Annotated in this window: 20 protein-coding genes; 11 read left to right on the forward strand and 9 right to left on the reverse strand. The window is 55.9% G+C overall.

Annotation, left to right across the window (positions count from 1 at the left end; genetic code table 11):
- Positions 1-405 precede the first annotated feature (405 nt).
- The 3 genes from B2R17_RS11335 to B2R17_RS11345 all read left to right on the forward strand — a co-directional run bounded on the left by B2R17_RS11335 (position 406) and on the right by B2R17_RS11345 (position 3062).
- Positions 406-1398 (forward strand): DUF1559 domain-containing protein, encoded by a 993-nt coding sequence (locus B2R17_RS11335; RefSeq protein ID WP_039961857.1) that lies wholly within the window; start codon positions 406-408, stop codon positions 1396-1398.
- Between the two features lie 117 nt (positions 1399-1515).
- Positions 1516-1938, forward strand: a complete 423-nt coding sequence (locus B2R17_RS11340) for a carboxypeptidase regulatory-like domain-containing protein (protein WP_007339310.1) — start codon at positions 1516-1518, stop codon at positions 1936-1938.
- A gap of 239 nt (positions 1939-2177) precedes the next feature.
- A complete protein-coding gene (locus B2R17_RS11345; RefSeq protein ID WP_286764074.1) occupies positions 2178-3062 on the forward strand; it encodes a hypothetical protein in 885 nt (294 codons plus the stop codon).
- On the opposite strand, the gene B2R17_RS11350 is transcribed toward B2R17_RS11345, so the two are convergent.
- The 3 genes from B2R17_RS11350 to B2R17_RS11360 all read right to left on the reverse strand — a co-directional run bounded on the left by B2R17_RS11350 (position 3050) and on the right by B2R17_RS11360 (position 6169).
- Positions 3050-4330 carry an adenosylmethionine--8-amino-7-oxononanoate transaminase gene (locus tag B2R17_RS11350; RefSeq protein WP_286764075.1) on the reverse strand — a complete coding sequence of 427 codons (1281 nt, stop codon included), beginning with the start codon at positions 4328-4330 and terminating at the stop codon, positions 3050-3052. The genes B2R17_RS11345 and B2R17_RS11350 overlap by 13 nt on opposite strands.
- Positions 4331-4395: 65 nt before the next feature.
- A complete protein-coding gene (locus B2R17_RS11355) occupies positions 4396-4566 on the reverse strand; it encodes a hypothetical protein (RefSeq protein WP_007328828.1) in 171 nt (56 codons plus the stop codon).
- A gap of 19 nt (positions 4567-4585) precedes the next feature.
- The gene (locus B2R17_RS11360) at positions 4586-6169 is read right to left on the reverse strand and encodes an ABC transporter permease (RefSeq protein WP_286764076.1); all 1584 of its coding nucleotides are present in this window, start codon (positions 6167-6169) and stop codon (positions 4586-4588) included.
- A gap of 219 nt (positions 6170-6388) precedes the next feature.
- Between B2R17_RS11360 and B2R17_RS11365 the strand changes: the two genes are divergently transcribed.
- From B2R17_RS11365 to B2R17_RS11375, 3 genes are all read left to right on the forward strand, one after another.
- Positions 6389-6838, forward strand: a complete 450-nt coding sequence (locus B2R17_RS11365) for a YkgJ family cysteine cluster protein (protein WP_286764077.1) — start codon at positions 6389-6391, stop codon at positions 6836-6838.
- A gap of 142 nt (positions 6839-6980) precedes the next feature.
- The gene (locus B2R17_RS11370) at positions 6981-7400 is read left to right on the forward strand and encodes an HU family DNA-binding protein (RefSeq protein ID WP_008654451.1); all 420 of its coding nucleotides are present in this window, start codon (positions 6981-6983) and stop codon (positions 7398-7400) included.
- A 95-nt stretch (positions 7401-7495) separates the two neighbouring features.
- Positions 7496-7714: a hypothetical protein gene (locus B2R17_RS11375; RefSeq protein ID WP_231846276.1), complete on the forward strand. Its 219-nt coding sequence runs from the start codon at positions 7496-7498 to the stop codon at positions 7712-7714.
- A gap of 97 nt (positions 7715-7811) precedes the next feature.
- On the opposite strand, the gene B2R17_RS11380 is transcribed toward B2R17_RS11375, so the two are convergent.
- Positions 7812-8279: a hypothetical protein gene (locus tag B2R17_RS11380; RefSeq protein ID WP_286764078.1), complete on the reverse strand. Its 468-nt coding sequence runs from the start codon at positions 8277-8279 to the stop codon at positions 7812-7814.
- Between the two features lie 358 nt (positions 8280-8637).
- On the opposite strand from B2R17_RS11380, the gene B2R17_RS11385 reads away from it, so the two are divergent.
- Entirely contained in the window at positions 8638-9660 is a 1023-nt protein-coding gene (locus tag B2R17_RS11385; RefSeq protein WP_286764079.1) for an alpha/beta hydrolase, read from the forward strand.
- Here the strand turns inward: B2R17_RS11385 and B2R17_RS11390 are convergent.
- Together B2R17_RS11390 and B2R17_RS11395 are read right to left on the reverse strand one after the other, a co-directional pair.
- Positions 9643-10374: a toprim domain-containing protein gene (locus tag B2R17_RS11390; RefSeq protein WP_286764080.1), complete on the reverse strand. Its 732-nt coding sequence runs from the start codon at positions 10372-10374 to the stop codon at positions 9643-9645. The genes B2R17_RS11385 and B2R17_RS11390 overlap by 18 nt on opposite strands.
- The gene (locus B2R17_RS11395; RefSeq protein WP_286764081.1) at positions 10371-11354 is read right to left on the reverse strand and encodes a serine/threonine-protein kinase; all 984 of its coding nucleotides are present in this window, start codon (positions 11352-11354) and stop codon (positions 10371-10373) included. The genes B2R17_RS11390 and B2R17_RS11395 overlap by 4 nt, the downstream gene beginning before the upstream one ends.
- 280 nt (positions 11355-11634) lie before the next feature.
- On the opposite strand from B2R17_RS11395, the gene B2R17_RS11400 reads away from it, so the two are divergent.
- The 4 genes from B2R17_RS11400 to B2R17_RS11415 all read left to right on the forward strand — a co-directional run bounded on the left by B2R17_RS11400 (position 11635) and on the right by B2R17_RS11415 (position 15681).
- Positions 11635-11922: a putative signal transducing protein gene (locus B2R17_RS11400; RefSeq protein ID WP_286764082.1), complete on the forward strand. Its 288-nt coding sequence runs from the start codon at positions 11635-11637 to the stop codon at positions 11920-11922.
- 188 nt (positions 11923-12110) lie between these two features.
- Positions 12111-13400: a DUF4832 domain-containing protein gene (locus B2R17_RS11405; protein ID WP_286764083.1), complete on the forward strand. Its 1290-nt coding sequence runs from the start codon at positions 12111-12113 to the stop codon at positions 13398-13400.
- An 85-nt stretch (positions 13401-13485) separates the two neighbouring features.
- The gene (locus tag B2R17_RS11410; RefSeq protein WP_286764084.1) at positions 13486-14451 is read left to right on the forward strand and encodes an RluA family pseudouridine synthase; all 966 of its coding nucleotides are present in this window, start codon (positions 13486-13488) and stop codon (positions 14449-14451) included.
- 153 nt (positions 14452-14604) lie between these two features.
- Complete coding sequence (locus B2R17_RS11415; RefSeq protein WP_286764085.1) at positions 14605-15681, forward strand: Gfo/Idh/MocA family protein; 1077 nt, start codon at positions 14605-14607, stop codon at positions 15679-15681.
- A gap of 117 nt (positions 15682-15798) precedes the next feature.
- Here the strand turns inward: B2R17_RS11415 and B2R17_RS11420 are convergent, their stop codons facing one another.
- The 3 genes from B2R17_RS11420 to B2R17_RS11430 all read right to left on the reverse strand — a co-directional run bounded on the left by B2R17_RS11420 (position 15799) and on the right by B2R17_RS11430 (position 16865).
- On the reverse strand, positions 15799-16185 hold the full coding sequence (locus B2R17_RS11420) for a VOC family protein (protein ID WP_286764086.1): 387 nt from the start codon (positions 16183-16185) through the stop codon (positions 15799-15801).
- Between the two features lie 175 nt (positions 16186-16360).
- On the reverse strand, positions 16361-16660 hold the full coding sequence (locus B2R17_RS11425) for a hypothetical protein (RefSeq protein ID WP_286764087.1): 300 nt from the start codon (positions 16658-16660) through the stop codon (positions 16361-16363).
- Positions 16653-16865 (reverse strand): addiction module protein, encoded by a 213-nt coding sequence (locus B2R17_RS11430; protein WP_286764088.1) that lies wholly within the window; start codon positions 16863-16865, stop codon positions 16653-16655. The genes B2R17_RS11425 and B2R17_RS11430 overlap by 8 nt, the downstream gene beginning before the upstream one ends.
- Between the last annotated feature and the right edge of the window lie 148 nt (positions 16866-17013).

The following is a 17013-nucleotide window of genomic DNA, read 5'->3' on the forward strand; positions in this document are numbered from 1 at the left end:
TGACGCATACTGTTCAGATGCATCCGGCCGACACGGGGGGCTGCTCACAATTAAGACATGCATGCTACGACCGTGCGCATGTCATAGGCAGCAAACGATTCGCGACACGCTTGCTTTCTTCCTTGTCCGCTCAGTGCTAACGGTCCCTGAGACAGCATTGCGCGTCCGCACCGCGCCTCATCTTCCCGCCGCATACCTCTTCCGTTGGTTCTGACCAGCTCCGTGGTGCTTTGGCATTGCCTTTGCCTTCGCAACCTCTTCGCCTGAGTGGTGCAAGTGAATGGGCGGAGTCCAAAACTCACTCGACGAAGCGATCTTTCGGGAAGGATTCTTCCCTCCTTCACCTTATGTTTCGATTGCACGTGTCCAATCACGGCATCGAATCTCTCACCTAAGGAATTGTCGATGCGTCAGAAGCAACATGGAAACTCTGGATTCACCTTGGTCGAGCTATTGGTTGTCATAGCGATCATCGGTGTCTTGGTTGGACTCCTTCTTCCCGCAGTCCAATCTGCGCGAGAAGCCGCCAGAAGAATGAGTTGTTCGAACAACATGAAACAACTTGGTTTAGCGATGCACAACTATCACGACACGATGTCAAGCTTTCCTCTTGGTTCCTATAACCTTCGAGAAGCATGGCCCGCCAGCGGATCGAACTGGCGCGCGTTGATTCTGCCATTCATCGAACAAGGCAACATCCACGAACAACTTGAGTTCAGCTATTCGTCCCACTTCATGGCCGGTGGAGCCGCCGGTGCAGATGCACTTCTCGGCAACGAAATCCTGAAGTATCTCGCCGTGCCAACTTACGCGTGCCCTTCGTCCGCCATCGACATGTTTGAGAACGCACCGGTGTCAAACAATTCCGAAGGTGCGATGAATGTCATGTATGTCGGAATTCAAGGTGCCGCTCGCCCTGTTCCCGGCGGTGACCCTAACAAAGGGACCGCTGACCTTGGACATGGATGGTCATCCAACAACGGAATGTTGTTCGCCAACGGCAAAATCAAAATGCGAGACGTCGTGGATGGAACGACCAACGCAATCATGATTGCCGAGCAATCAGGCTGGGTCGACGGAGTCAATCGAACATCCAACTACTACGGCGGTTGGATGGGTTCGAGGCACCCTCGCCCGGTTGACGGACCGAGCAGCTGGGACCTTTGGCAAACCGGAACAACCTGCGTTCGGTTTGCGCCGAACTCGCAGATCGTGCAAACGGGGGCGACCGATCGCATGTACCGAAACAACACGGTGATCAACTCCATGCACACCGGCGGAATCAATGTGGTGATGGGCGATGCGAGCGTGCAATTCATCACCGATTCGATCGACTTCTTGCTGCTGAAACAACTGTGTTGCCGCTACGACGGTGAAGTCACCACCTTCCCACAATAGTTTTCGCACGACACATGTTCAGCCGGCGGAACTTCACGCGGGACTCGTCGACTCAACCGGCGATCCCGCGACCGCCATCAACCAAACCAACTTTTTCGAAGCAAAGCGATTCCTCAGATGACTCAAAAAACGTTCACGTCGATCCGATCCACATTTCTATTTTCCGCAATAGCTTGTCTCTCAACACTTTCACTCGGATGCAGCGACACACCTCCCGTCGGCACGGTGGAAGGAACCGTCAGCTTGAATGGCAAGCCATACGATGACGCCGCGGTGATGTTCTTGGACTCTTCCACAGGCCAAGCCGCCGGAACTGACATTGGCGACGGAGGCCAATTCGCACTCAAGGATCCCATTCCAACCGGAACCTACAACGTGTACCTCGCGCCGAAGACCGTTCCGATGGAAGAAGGTTCCCCCGAAGCCGTCAAAATTGACGAATCCGTTCCAGAGAAGTACTGGAACGAAACGACGACCGATATCCAAGCGGTTGTCAGTGAAGGCGAAAACAGCGTCACCATCGAACTGATGAAATCATAGGCACCAAAGCTCTCGATTGCTCGTTGAAACTGTGAGCACATCGTTTGCCGAAAAGACCGATGAACCGAAAGTAGCCGCCTCGCCATGGCGTCTATCAACGGAAGAGAACGGTAAGCGATCCATCGCAAGTCGCACCGATGACGCCTGAGAACACACGTTCTCAGGCGCCCTTGGTGCGTCGTTCCTCTTTGCATGTGCAAGCTTTCACCGGCGCTTCAATATGCGGTATTCTATGTCGCATGTTTCATTCACAAAGTCGCATCATTCGGGTTTTGGGTTGGTCTTGCACGCTCGTCGCATTCCTTCTCTTTGCATTCTTCGTGGGCACGGTCCACACCATCGCCGACGATCCAGCAAAGTCACAAGAATCCGTACTTGAGAACCGAATCGAGATTCATCCGCAACTGATGTCTGGTGCTGCGCCGGTCGGCGAGGAAGCTTTTGCTGAGCTAGCCAAGTTGGGCGTGAAGGTCGTCGTCAGCGTGGATGGACAACGACCCGAGATCGAAATCGCTCGCAAACACGGACTGCGCTACATCCACATTCCGATTGGGTATGACGGCGTCCACGAAGATGCCTGCAAAGCCGCGGCAGCATTGACCAAACAGATCAAAGATCCCATGTACGTGCACTGTCATCACGGCAAACACCGCGGGCCGGCGATGGCCGCCGTGATCGCGCAGTCGGCCGGTTGGCTGGACCGCAAACAAGCCGTCGAACTTCTTAAAAAAGCGGGCACCGGATCGCAGTACGCAGGTCTTTGGCGAGACGTCGATGGCTTTCAACCGCAACCAACTTCGGCTGAACTGCCCAAGTTAGTCGAAGTCGCCGAGATCAGCACGCTGGCCTCTCACATGGTCGATACATCGTTGCAGTACGAAGTCCTGTTGGATTCGATGAAGACCAACGAATGGAAGGTGAGCGACGTTCGGTTGCTGCAAGAGGCATTGCGAGAGTCACATCGCGTTTGCAACGAAGAAATGCGTCCGTGGATGCACGATTCCGTCCGTTTGGTTCATGGGATGGAATCCCAAGTCGAACGAGAGGACTGGCAGGAATTGCGAGGGTCGATGGCTCGACTCAAGCAGGCCTGCAATCAATGCCACGAACGCTACCGCAACTGATTGACTTCACGCGAATTGTTTTGTGGCATGACCGAGTGGGTTGCCTCAACCATCGCGTCGCAGACTTGGTGCAACGATTCATCGCCGATGCACAACGGCGGAGTCGTGTACAAGCAATCGCCAAACGGACGCAGCCAGACACCTCGCCGAACCAACTCGTCCTGAACCGTTTGCATGTTGGGCGGATCACGGAACTGAACGACTCCGATCGCTCCAAAACATCGCACGTCGGCAACGTTGTCAATGTCTCGCAGCACGGACAACTTTTCGCGAAGGATGCTCTCGATGTTGCCGACTTCGTAAGGAGTCTGCTCGAACAGATCCAGCGAAGCGTTTGCGGCCGAGCACGCCAAGGGGTTCGCCATGAACGTCGGCCCGTGCATCAATGCCGCGCCGGGATCGTCGCTGTAGAACGAATCGAACACGTGCGACCGAGCAATCGTGACCGCCATTGACATCGTCCCCGCCGTCAACGCTTTGCCGAGACACAAGATGTCAGGCACAACCGGTGAATGCAGATCCGCGGTGTGATCGACCGCGAACATTTTGCCGGTACGTTGAAACCCGGTTGCAATCTCATCGGCAATCAACAACACATCGTGCCGCCTGCAAGCATCGCGAATTCGGGTGAGTGTGTTGACATCATGGAATCGCATCCCGCCCGCACCTTGCACCAAAGGCTCGACGAACACACCTGCGATCGAATCCGAATGTTCCGCAAGCACGCGGTCCAGGTTCGCCTCGGTCGTTTCATCCCGCGGAAGCGGCACATGAAATTGCTGCGTGATCGCTCCGCTGTAGCGAGCATGCATGCTGCGTTGAGGATCGCACAGCGACATCGCACCGGTGGTGTCACCGTGGTAGGCGTTTTCAAAAGCCAAGAACCGAGTGCGACCGGGGCGATCGTGACGACGCCAATGGCCAATCGCCATCTTCATCGCAACCTCCACCGCGACGGACCCGCTGTCCGAGAAGAACACGTGGTTCAAATCATCAGGAGCCAACTCGGCCAGTCGATTTGCCAAACGTTCGGCCGGATCGTGCGTGATCCCACCAAACATCACATGAGGCATTCGCTGCAACTGCGCCGTCACCGCTTCGCGAACGTGCGGATGGTTGTAGCCATGGCAAGCAGACCACCACGATGCCATTCCGTCGATCCAGCGTTCACCGTTTTTGCCGATCAGATGACAGCCTTCCGTCGCGACGATTTTCATCGGCGGAGGAGCGGTCTTCATCTGGCAATACGGCCGCCACACGCTGTTCATCTTGCTATCTCGCAACAGTCCGCTTCGTGCATCACGGGTGAATTCCGTGACCACTCGCCGTGATCTTAAGATGCTCGCAGTTTCGCGGCTTCTTCCTCGAGCGATTTGATTTCGTCTTCGAGTTCCTTCAGCTCTTCCAAGTCATCGGCCTGTTCTTTCGAACCAGCCAGTCGCGGACGCAATGTCTGCAGCTTTTTGTTGATGACGTCCAAACGTTTCTTCGCCTTCTTGTCCATGGTTTCTCCTGCGGGGCAATCAAAATTCCAGCAAGGCGACAATGAAGTGAACAACCAAGACATACAAGGTCGTCCAAAGTACCGTCGCGGTGATGCAATGACTGACATCACCGGCTGAATGCTTGGGGGTAATCCCTTGATGGTAACCAATCGCCGCGGTGCCGAAACCACAAAGCAAGTTCTTTGCGAGCACCCAATCCCAACCTTTCCACCATGTGATGATGGATCCGCCGGTCGTATCGGGCGTGATGGCGCGAAAGAAGTGTTGCTGCCAGAAATGAACGCCAATTTCCGGATGCGAGAAATTGAACGTCACCCGGCTGATCCAGTGCGACGCGGTGAAAGCGATCCATTCCAAAATAGGAGTTGCGATCAAGAACGCCGCCAAAATGGGAATCAACAAATACGCCGGGGCTCGAATCCCAAGCGTTCGAAACGCGTCAACTTGGCCGCCATACTGTTTGACACCCACGTCAGCGGCCACCGCGGCACCACACCGAGCCGCGATCAAAACGGTCGCCAAGACTGGCACCAAAATCCGATAAAGCGCAAACCCGATCGAAGAAAGCAATTCGTCAATCAACAAAGGCTGAGTGTACAACCGAAACGGCAAGAAACGCAGCGTGAAATAGGTCGTCGTGAACCCAGCGATCAAACCGGCGATGATCAAGTAAACCCAAGCCGAAGGCCCGCCGACCAATCGCAGATAGTGAGCCAAGAACCGCCCCGCCCACTTCATTCGCGGCACAACCGGCCGTGCATCCCAAGGAAGTCTTGCTGCCGCGACCAAGCTGCGTCCGGTTGAATCGAGAAAACGCTCCGCACCACGACGCAGCATCGCAAGCGGTCCGGATGAGTGCTGCGATCCCGCGTCATTCAATTGGGAAGGAGACAGAGCGACCGCCTCCATTTGCTCGGCCACATTGGGCCAATCTGCTCGTTCAATTCGGCGGATCGTCTGCGCCGCCGAATCAAACAACAAAACTTCGTCGGCGATCGGCAGCAGCGTCTCGTAATCATGGGTGACAACGATGCTGGTTCGACCAAACCGCGTTTGCGTTTCGCGAATCAGTTCGGCGACGCGTTTCCCCGTTGCCGCATCCAAACCGGAAGTCGGTTCATCGTAAAGAATGATCTCAGGCGCCGACGCCAACGTGCGAGCGATCGCCAATCGCTGCTTTTGACCACCGCTCAGAGCCGCGACCGGCGTCGAAGCGGGAACACCGAGAAACTCAAGCCAATCCGAGGCACTGTGTTGAGGTTCGTCATCTCGATCCGCACGATGATCAATCGCGAATTGCACATTCGCGGTCGGCGACAGTTCATCGAACAAAGCGAATTGCTGGAACACGATCCCGGTTCGCGGCATCGATTCGGAATCAATCGCTTCGCCGCGCCAGTGGATGTCACCGCTCCACTGAATCGCATCGCCGTGACGCGGTAAGATCCCCGCCAAGACTCGCAGCAGAACGCTTTTGCCCGCACCACTGCCGCCGACCAGCACCGTGATCTTTCCGTCCGGAAACGCCAGATGGGCATCCCGCAGAAGGTTTCGCTTGCCGGCCGACACGCACAAGCGATCCAGGGTCAACGCGTCAGACAATGTGAACCGCCAATTTCATGACTCCGATGCAAAAGTTTTCCAACACGGCGTGTCGCTCGGTGAATCCGACTGCTGCGAGCCCCACAAAACGACGGCGATGAGTTTACCGGGATCATCCGGGGATGACACCAGACTGCGGCAGGCGAACTTGGCGAACACGCATCTGACCGGGTAAGCTTCCCTTTTGCTTCTCTCGCATCTTATCTCCATACGATCGCCGTGGCCAAACGTCCCGTTCAATCTGCTTCCAAACCCAAGTCCGCTCCCTGGTACGCGGACGGATTGCGTTTCGAGTGCACCCAGTGCGGGGAATGCTGCAGCGGCGACCCCGGCTATGTCTTCGTCGATGAGAACGAAATCGCGGATTTGGCCAAAGAGATGAAGCTCGATCGCGACGCGTTTGAAGATAAATTTTTGCGCCGCGTCGGAAAGCAGTTCAGCTTGCTGGAATATCCCGACGGAGACTGCATTTTCCTGGACCCGAAGTCGCGACGTTGTATGGTTTACAACGCCCGACCGATTCAGTGCCGAACGTGGCCGTTCTGGGACAGCACGTTGGCCGGGCCCACTGATTGGGCGGAAACCTGCGAGGTCTGCCCGGGGGCCGGAAAAGGACAACTGTACAGTTTTGATGAAATCGAAATTCGACGCAAAGAAAAGTCGGTTTGATTGAAGTGTAACGGTTATGACGGTCGATACGGTTCTACGTGGACCGTTCTACGCTCGCCCCGGCGGCTTGACCGGCCCCACATTGAAACCTAAGCTGTCTCTGTAAGTCCACCAATCACAATGGTTTACGGAGCCATCCGGGGTGACAAAGAAAGAAATCGTGCGCGTCATTTCCGAAGAACTCGGGCTGACTCAGCAGGAAACCAAAGAGGTCGTGCAGCGGACGTTTGACTCGATCGTCGAAACCTTGGTGCGGGAAGGCCGCATTGAACTGAGGAACTTCGGCGTGTTTGAAGTCAAACCGCGAGCTGCTCGAAAAGCACGCAATCCAAAGACGGGACAGCAAGTCGACGTGCCCGAAAAGTACGTCGTCACGTTCAAACCCGGCAAGGTGATGGAACAACGCGTCCGGCAACTGTCCAGCGACAACCTGCCTGACACCTGGGTCATGCCACTGGATCACGTGCCTCAGGAGGGTTCTGCCGAGCGTCCGAACGAAACCGACGACCCGAACCGTCCGCCAAAAAGCCCCCCCAACAGCCCGTCGGGCAGTTGGCAATAGAACGCACCGACAAGTTCACGGAGGAACTGACGATGAAGAGCTCACAAACAACCGCGAAAACTGATTCCGCAGCCCGTCACGGCCAACGATCCGTCATGAGCCGTTTGGTTCTGGGATGCGTTCTGATGGCCGGCCTTGCCACCTCCGTTGGCTGCTTCGTGCCGATCTACTCGAGCCGCCCAGAACGCCGTGTGCAGCAATTGCTCTACACCTCGGAAGACTTGCGTTCATTGGTAGACGAGTGGGAACGCTTCTGGTTCCTCGATTCGCCTTCGCACATGACCCCCATCCGTACTCACGGTGGCGTGCTCTAGGGCATCCTGATGTCTTTGCCAGGCGAAGTTCTTTCCGAGTTTCGCCTCTGATTCGTCGCCCTAAATGTCTCACCGGCATTCGGGTGTCAGAAAGAACCTAACTGAACACCGACACCGACGGCTGCATCCGCCGGATGAAGTGTCGGCCCGGCCAGTCCAACAGGTGTCTTTCCCATCCCGCTCGTTTGAGATGACGGTCGGTGATCCGGGAATTGCTCACGTGCGCGACAATGGCGTACGACTTCCGCAGCCTCGCAATTTCGTCGAGCACCTGAAACGCTCCGATTGCGGTCGCATACCGAGTTGCATCGCCGCTACGCACATAGTCCAGCGTCACAAATGCACTCATCCCGCGAGGCACGTGGTAGTCGAGACAACAAACGTCTCCTTCCAACGCTGCAAATTTGGCTTGCCACCAAACCTGAGCCACCGAGACCGGGCTTCGCAGCCAATGTTGCTCGATTCGTTCCAGTCGCCCTTCGCGCATCACAATCCGACCGCAACGAATTCGCGAAATCGCGTTCTCGTTGGAATCGAGCTGGGAGAACGAACGGCGAATCCACATGGCGAGCGATTTCTAGTGACGAGCGACTCGGAATCACGTCCTGGACACACGAGTGTCCGACCAGCAACAATCCAAAAGTGTGATAGGCTTCCAGCCTGTCGTTTGCAGACTGTTGATTTAGCCGTATATCGAATGAGAACAATTAGCCGATGGGCGTTAGCCCCGGTTGGCGTCTGATCGACCGCCGCTAACGCGGTGCGGCTCATTCAACCAATAGCCCGTTTGCGTTGGGTATGAGTCATGTAAACGACAGGCTGGAAGCCTATCCCACACGGCTGCACGAGAGTCCAATCAAACATAGCATGCGGATCCAGTTGTTCCGCTTGAATGCCATCTTCACCACGTTGCTGAGTCCACGATGCCCAACGAACCAGCCGCACATCCCGAACAAGCCAACCCGGCGGATCGCGAAACGGACGGAGCGGCGTCTGCCGGGTCACAGCGTGCATCGAAACCGAAACCGACTATTCGTCACCGCATCCTTCGCACCACGGGTTTGCTGGCGATCATTTATGTCGGTGTATGCGTGGGACTGGTCGTGATGGAAACACGGTTGCTCTTCCCCGGTGCATACATGGAGAAGAGCATCTTGATGGATCCAAACCGTTTCGAACCCGATCGCCCCACGCCGGGAACGGTGGAGACGATCACCTATGCCGCGGTCGATGGCTCTGACTTAGAAGGCCGCTTGCTGATCCGTGATGGGGCGGAAGACGTGATCCTATTTTTGCATGGCAACGGGATACACGCTGACGAGATGGATGGATGGACTCGCCGATTGTCTGACAGCTGGAACGCCACCGTCCTGACCGCTGAATACCGAGGCTTCCAGTCCGACGGATTCACGCCCACTGAAACCAGCACCATCGAAGATGCGGTCAGTGCAATCGACACGCTCTCAGAAACCACAAACACGCCCATCTCGAACATCATGGTTTACGGCCGATCGCTCGGCGGCGGTGTCGCTTGCGGATTGATCGCTGCTCTACACGAACGAGGTGATTCGGTCGAAGCACTGTGTCTCGATCGCACCTTTGACAGTGCCGCCAGTGTTGGAGCGGACCGATTCTTTTTCTTGCCTGTTCGCTGGCTGATGAAAAACCAATACGACAGCGTGCGAGCACTCGCGAATTTCGACGGAGCGTTGCTGCAAATCCATGGCTCTCCCGATCGCATTGTCCCTCGGAAGAACGGCCGAGCCCTCTACGATTCGCTGGCGTTGGAACACCGTGATTGGATCGAACTACCAAACATGTTCCACAACGACCGCTTGCCAACCAAGACGCTGGACGTTGCCGGCCAGAAACTCAAAGCCCTTCGAGACGAAGCGTTTCCCAAAGCGGAGATGGAGGCGTCGGAAACTTCACCCGCCGCTGAATAGACGCACCGCGTCCGCCGCTTCTTCGTGGCTCATCTCGTCGGCTGCACGTGTACTGGGCTCCACACAACAATTCCGCAAGACATCCGGCGGAATGCTGCCCAAACCTCGATGGCGAAAACGTTCGTAGTCGAACATGCCCGCCTCGGTCAACTTGGCCTCCATCCGCCGCGCGTGATCCGGATTGGATGCAACCAACGTTCGTGTTTGCACGCCAGTCTGCCCCGGAGTGGTGCCGCGAATGCGAAACAGAAACATTGGCGGGCGAACCACGCACACGCGTCGCTCCTTGAACAATTGGGGCGCAAAACGGAGCAGAAACCCGAGCACCAAGACGCCGCAATGAATGCCGTCCGCATCCGGATCCATCAAGACAACCAGCTTGGCATAGCGACACTGATCTGCCTTCCTTAAAGCTTCGATCCAGTCTTGGCTTGGGGAAAGCTTTTGGTCCAACAGCGTGGATGCGAACCGAATCAAAACCTCATTGCGAAGCGCAACCGATCGGCTTGCTTTGGCAACGTTCATCGGCTTGCCTTGCAAGGCCAGGATCGATTGCCGCGTCGGGTCTCGAACCTGATTGACCGACTTCGCCGCACTGTCACCCTCAACAATCAACAGTTCCGTTTGATCGGGCGTCACACCCGTCCGAGCCGGATCATCGATCGGATAGTGCACCGGTGCTTTGCCGTAAGGTGCAAAGTACCGTCCGCTCACGACACCGTAACGGCCAACGCCCGAATATCCGCGATCAACTCACGCATCGATTGATAACGATCTGCCGGTCGTTTCGCGATTGCTTTCATGACCACCGCATCGACTTCTTTGGGAATTTCGTACTGCGGCGACTTCTCGCTCGGTGGCGGCACATCGGCATGCTTGATGTTGTCGAACGTCTCGTCGATCGTTTTACCGCGGAATGGTTCACGAATCGCAAGCGACTCATAAAGCACAACTCCTGCGCTGAAGATATCGGTCCGTTCGTCGATGCCGCGATTCCCGTTGACTTGCTCCGGCGACATATAAAGCGGCGTGCCTGGACGCTGGCCGCCACCGGTCAACGTTTGCAATTGGGTCTCGGTCTTCGTTTCGTGGTCTGGCTGCATGTGCTGGCGGTGAAGCGTCTGGGCATCATCCGCATGCCCCCAAACCTTGGCGACGCCCCAATCGAGCAAGATGACTTCGCCGAAGTTACCGACCCAGATATTTTCGGGCTTCACATCACGGTGAATCACGCCGCGAGCGTGTGCGTAGGCGAGGGCTTGGCAAGCATCCGCGACGATTTCCAACCGTCGCTGCAGCGGAAATGCCGCGACCGCGTGTTCGTCTTTGCGAGCAATTCGTTTCAACGACTCAAACAGGTTTTCACCTGAGATTCGCTTCATCGTGAAGTAAACGCCTTGCAGATCATCGTCGCCGATTTCGTAAACCGGCACGGTGTTGGGATGCTGCAATTGGGCCGTCACGCGAGCCTCTCGAAGCAAACGCCGACGTTCGTAACGATCCGTTCGAATTTCCGGCAGCAGTTTTTTGATCGCCACGGTGCGACCAATCACCGAGTCGACACCGGCCTGCAAAACCGCGGTGGCACCCCGCGCCATTTCACGCAATCCCGTGTACCGCTTCAGCCCGTGCGGCGGTGGCGATGGGATGTCGTTGTCAGTGCCAGCCAGAATGATGGTCGATTCGTTGTTCATCCTTGAATTGTATCGTGCTCATGCCACGCCCGACCACTGGCCAAGGTGTCGTCAAAAGCAACTCATCAAGTTTTCATCAACTCGCATCCACCTTGCACAAACCGACACTGCCACCGCAGGAAAACGGTCTTCCGGCTACTCGGGATCGCTCAAGATACACCGTCAACGAACACGAACCGACTGGACCGGATCGAGTATCCTCGAAGTGACATTGGCGAATGGCCCACATCGCCGTCCTCGCCAATTTTTCAACTCTTGTCTCCCAAGCTGAACCGAGCCGATGACTCAATCGATTCCACCGGAAAGCCCCCAAACACCGGACGGCACACCGCCTTCGGATGACGACGCGACATTGGTCACCGTGGCGGAACGTCCGACCGAGCCCGCCGCAACGATGTTGGTCAACATCCTCGCCGACGCTGGCATCAAAGCCGTCGCTGTGGGTGGCTTCACGGCGGGCTTCGTCGCGGAAGCACCAGGATGGGTCCAAGTCAAAACGTTCGAACGAGATGCCGAGAAGGCCCGTGAGATCATCGCTCAGATTAAAGCAGAACCACACGACTTCTAAGCTGCCAGGGATTTCCAGGCGGCCAGGATCCTGAGCAACCACAGACAACCAGCACCCCTCAGCCGCCCGGCGTCACCCACGGCCACCCCATTAGCCGATTGGCGTTAGCCACGGTTCCCACAACCCACAACACGAATGCCCCTGCTCCTTCTATCAAGATGCTCCCGACCACCAACCCAACGGATTCAATGCGTCAACGACAATGGATTCACTGCCTCGTCTTCACCTGCCTAATCCATTGCCTCTTCAGCATTGACCAATCCGCACGAGCACAAACGTCAAAGGGTCGTTTGCCGATCCAGTCCACGATTGATCAGGTTCAACCGATGACCGGTGTCGTCCTGTGGCACGACCATGACAAAGCCGCCACCGATGCGATCTCATTGGAGTTTCGATACTGCGGATACGACGAGGTGGCCGTGGCCCCCGGAAAATGGGACTTTTCAAAGGTCGAAGAAATTCTCGACGACATCGCCTCGCGGTCACACCAAGCCGTTCTGCGTTTCCGGTTTGTGTACCCCGGCAAAACCACAACGGTCCCCGCATTCATTCGCAATTCCGACGGATACAACGAGACAATCGCCAAGAGCGAAGGCAAGAAAACTCATTTCTGCGATTGGTCCAGCGGCGAACTGCAGCAATTCACACTGGACTTCTACACCAAGTTCGCCAAACGATACGACTCCGACCCACGCATCGCGTACTTGCAAACCGGATTCGGGTTGTGGTCGGAATACCACATCTATGACGGCCCGATGGAACTCGGGAAAACGTTTCCGTCGGCAGAGTACCAATCCAAATTCCTGCGTCATCTCGACCAGCAGTTTGACTCCCTTCCGTGGATGATCAGCATTGATGCGGCGGATGACGAGTTCACTCCCATCGCCGACGACGACTCCCTATTGGCCCTCGACTTCGGCTTGTTCGACGATTCTTTTCTTTCCAAATCGCATTCCAAATGGAACGCGAAGAACTGGGCCGCGATGGGCGATGACCGCTGGAAACGGACCGCGGGCGGTGGCGAATTCAGCTACTACAACCGACGCGACCAAAAGCTGGCTTTGGCCGAATCCGGGCCCAATGGCGTCTCGGTCGAAGAATCCAGCCGCGAATTCCATGTCTCGTTCATGATCGGAAATGACCAACCCGAGTTTCAGCCCGTGGAACGCATCCGTGAGGCTGGGATGGCCATGGGTTACCGATTTCGCGTGATTGACGCTGTCCTCGTGAAATCGGACTCGAGCTCGACAATCGGGTTAAAAGTCACCAACGAAGGCGTCGCACCGCTCTATCGCGACGCCTTTTTCGCGGCCCGTGGCCAACGTTCTCAGCAAACCCTTCGAGGCCTATTGCCCGGTGAAACAAGGATATTCACGGTCAAAAACGTCAGCGGACCGGTCAGTGGGAGTGACATCCGAATCGAAAGCGATGCAATCTTGCCCAATCAGGCCATCCAATTTATTGCGGATCTGAAATAGACTGTGGCGACAACGAGGTTTAGCAAACTTTCACAACGTCTTTCGCAGACCTCATCCCGATGCCGCTTTCTTCTGAAATCCTTTCATGCCGCTGACCAGCGTTTCGACCACCGTTGATGAAACCAACGAGGGACGTGTCGACATCATCGTCCGAGAACTCTCCGAAACCTCCCGCAGCCAAGCTCGCGGGATGATCGATCACGGATGCGTGATGATCAACGGTTCGCCATGCAAGAGCGTTGGAACGACGGTCAAACCCGGCGATCTCGTCGCCATTCGATACGACAAGCATCAACGCTATCGAGAGAAAAAGCGTCAGTGGGATGATCGCACGTTCGAAATTGTGTTCGAGGACGACCACATCATCGTTGTCAACAAATCGGCGGGCACGCTGACCGTCCCGACGGATCGCGGTGAACCCAACAGTCTTGTCGATCGAGTCTCGATCTACTTGAGCTATTCCAAATCGAAGAAGGAAGCGTTCGTCGTTCATCGCCTGGATCGCGAAACATCGGGCTTGCTCGTCTTTGGCAAACATGAGCCGATTGCAGATTTGCTGATCGAGCAGTTCAAGGATCGTCGCCCGACACGAGTCTTCCACGCGATCGTGGCTGGAAACGTTGCGGAAGACGAAGGCACGTTCGAATCGCATTTGGCCACCGGCAGCAACCTGGATCGTTACGAAACCCGACCGGGGAAAGACACCGACCAAGCCATCACGCATTACAAGGTCGTGCGTCGCTTGGCGGAACGAGAATCCAGTCACGGCGAAGACACAACGTTGATCGAAGCCCAGTTGGAAACCAGCAAGCGAAACCAAGTTCGCGTGCAGTTTGCCAACGCGGGTCATCCGGTTCTCGGCGATCCGCGCTACAAACCCAAAGAAGCAACGCACGCACGTTGGCATCGCAAGCGAATGGCGTTGCACGCTAGCACCCTGGGTTTCTTTCATCCCGTTTCTGGCGAACCAGTCAACTTTGACACGCCACTTCCCAGTGCGATGGAAAAGTTTGTGGCCGGAGCACGTGGTCGCAACGATCGCAAAGCGTAGTCACAACACACTGGCAGCCCGTCCGGTTGCCGCGTCACTCACCGGTAGCTTTCCCACCGGGTGTGTCGAATTCCTCGCTGTTCGTTAAACTCGCCTGACAAAAGCCGAAGCAATTCGCCGGCTTCCCGCAGGAACGCAGAACTCGAGTGACCGATGATGAAACCGTGGCGCATCGCTGGAATCAATTTTTCACACATGCACATGGGGGATCTGCTTCGGCAAGTCACCGAGCACACCGACGGGGCGTTGGTGGGAATTTGCGACGCCGATCCCAAAGCAATGCAACCAACCATTGATGCGTTGAACGTCCCCGGGGACAACGTTTTCACTGACGAACTGGAATGCGTCAAAGCCACCAAACCGGATTTGGTGATCCTCTGCCCGCCCACCGGCGAACACGCGGACTGGGTTGAACGCATCGCTCCGCTGGACGTGCATCTGTTGGTCGAAAAGCCGTTCGCCGCATCGCTGGCCGATGCCGATCGCATGATCGATGCGATGCGTCCCACCGGAAAGCAATTGATCATCAATTGGCCCGCTCGATGGGATCGATCCCACTACGCGACATGGTGTTTGATCAACGACAACACGATCGGGGATGTGATTGAAGTGCATCACTACGGCGGCAACCGCGGACCTCTTTACCACGGTGCCGACAAGATCGAGATCGAACCGACCGCGGAAGAGAAACAAAACAGTTGGTGGTACAGCCTCGAAACCGGAGGCGGTTCGCTCCGTGACTACCTCGGATACGGCGTCACGATGGGAACTTGGTTCAACGGTGGCAAGAAACCGATCGACGTGACTTGCGTGACCACCGGGACAAAGGGCCTGGAGGTCGACGAACACAGCATCACGATCGCACGCTACGCCGATGGCATGTCCAAATTTGAAACACGCTGGGGAACTTTCACTGATCCGTGGGTCCATCAACCGCAACCGAAATGCGGTTACGTCGTTCGCGGCACGCACGGAACAATTGCCAGCTACGACTACGCAGAAACCCTTCGCGTCCAAACGAACGAGCGACCGGAGGGCTACGATCATCCAGTCGCTGATCTCCCGGCGGGCGAAGCCAACGGCATCGAATACACGCTTTCGCGGCTCAACCAAGACCTGCCCGTCGAAGGCCCGCTTTCACCCACCGTTGCTCGAATCGGCCAGCAAATCATCGAAACCGCGATTCAAAGTGCCGCTCAACAGCGAACACTCCCGTTGATTGATCGTTAAACCAATGCGTCCTCCGCGCAGTAGTCAGAAAGCGTGGACTACGGTCTCTCACAACGCCCTTTAAAACGCGGACTTCAAATGCAACGGGGCGTTTTCGAAGGCCTTACTCGGATACGTTCAGCCGACGATCGGTTCGTTGAAATAGTAGCAAAGTCCATCCGGGGCAACGACAAAGAACAGATTGAACTTCTCGCCGTCGCGTTCATCCACGCGAATGCTTGCGACATCGATGCCATTGGATTCCAGTTCACGTCTGATTCCATTGATATCACTGACGCGAATCGCTGCGCCCTCTTGAGCTGGGTCACCGCCATTGATCGCGAAACCAATTCGAACACCATCGCGTTCAAGGATCACAGCAGGGTTCGGCGTGGTAACGCGTTCAACTTCGGTCATTCCGAAGTGTTCGCAATACCAATCGGACGCAGCATTCAAATCGACGACCGGCAAAGCGAGAACATCATCCTTGTAAGGCGATGCGGATTGAAACGAAGGTTTGGACATAACCGTTCTGCTTTCTGAGAAACTGCCCTCCACAACGGAAGACTTTTACTTCATCGCCCTAAGAAAAGCGAACGATGCATGAATTACCAGAGATTCTGCCACCAGCTGGAGGCTTGAACAAACGACAGCGGTGCGCCGAAGACTTAGCGTAAGAACCATATTGTGTGCCCGTGCGTTATTCTTTGCGTTTTCGCCATTTGTTGGGGTCGGATGCGGAATGGAATTCGCCGAGCACATCGATGGCATTCCAAGAGTGTTCAAAAACGATGAGGTAAGGGAATCGATTGACGCGTGCGGCGCGTAGCGGCGGATCGACCATACCGAACGATTCCGGTCTCAGTTCTACCGCGTCAAAACGAGAATCAACCGACGCCCGAAATCGGTCACCCAGTTCGATCGAAATGTCGTCGCACCAGTTCGCTGCAGCTTCAAGGTCATCGGCAACAAGCGGGTGGAAACGAAGTGGTTCAGCCATTGACCCGGCGCCAAAGTTCAACGCGATCAATTGCAATGGAAGGATCAGCTTTCAATTCGTTGCTGCGGCGTCGAGCCTCGTCTCGCTGCCAGGGTTGCAACACGATAGGTTCTTCCGAAGCACCGATGTCGTCCCAGAGGGCTTCGACGATGCGGAGTTTTTCCGAAACCGGAAGGTTACGAAGATCGGATAGGTCTATGCTCATTGGATTATTGCCTAGAGGGCTAACGGAAGGTTTCTACGACACCGCCCTAAACGAAGCGAGAGATGTCTGAATTACGGAAATTGCGCCAACGGTAGGCGACTAGAACAATCGACAGCGGTGTGCCAAAGGCCTAGCGTAAAAACCATGT

This window comes from Rhodopirellula sp. UBA1907 (assembly GCF_002337565.1).
In the GTDB taxonomy this organism is placed as follows: Bacteria; Planctomycetota; Planctomycetia; order Pirellulales; family Pirellulaceae; genus Rhodopirellula; species Rhodopirellula europaea.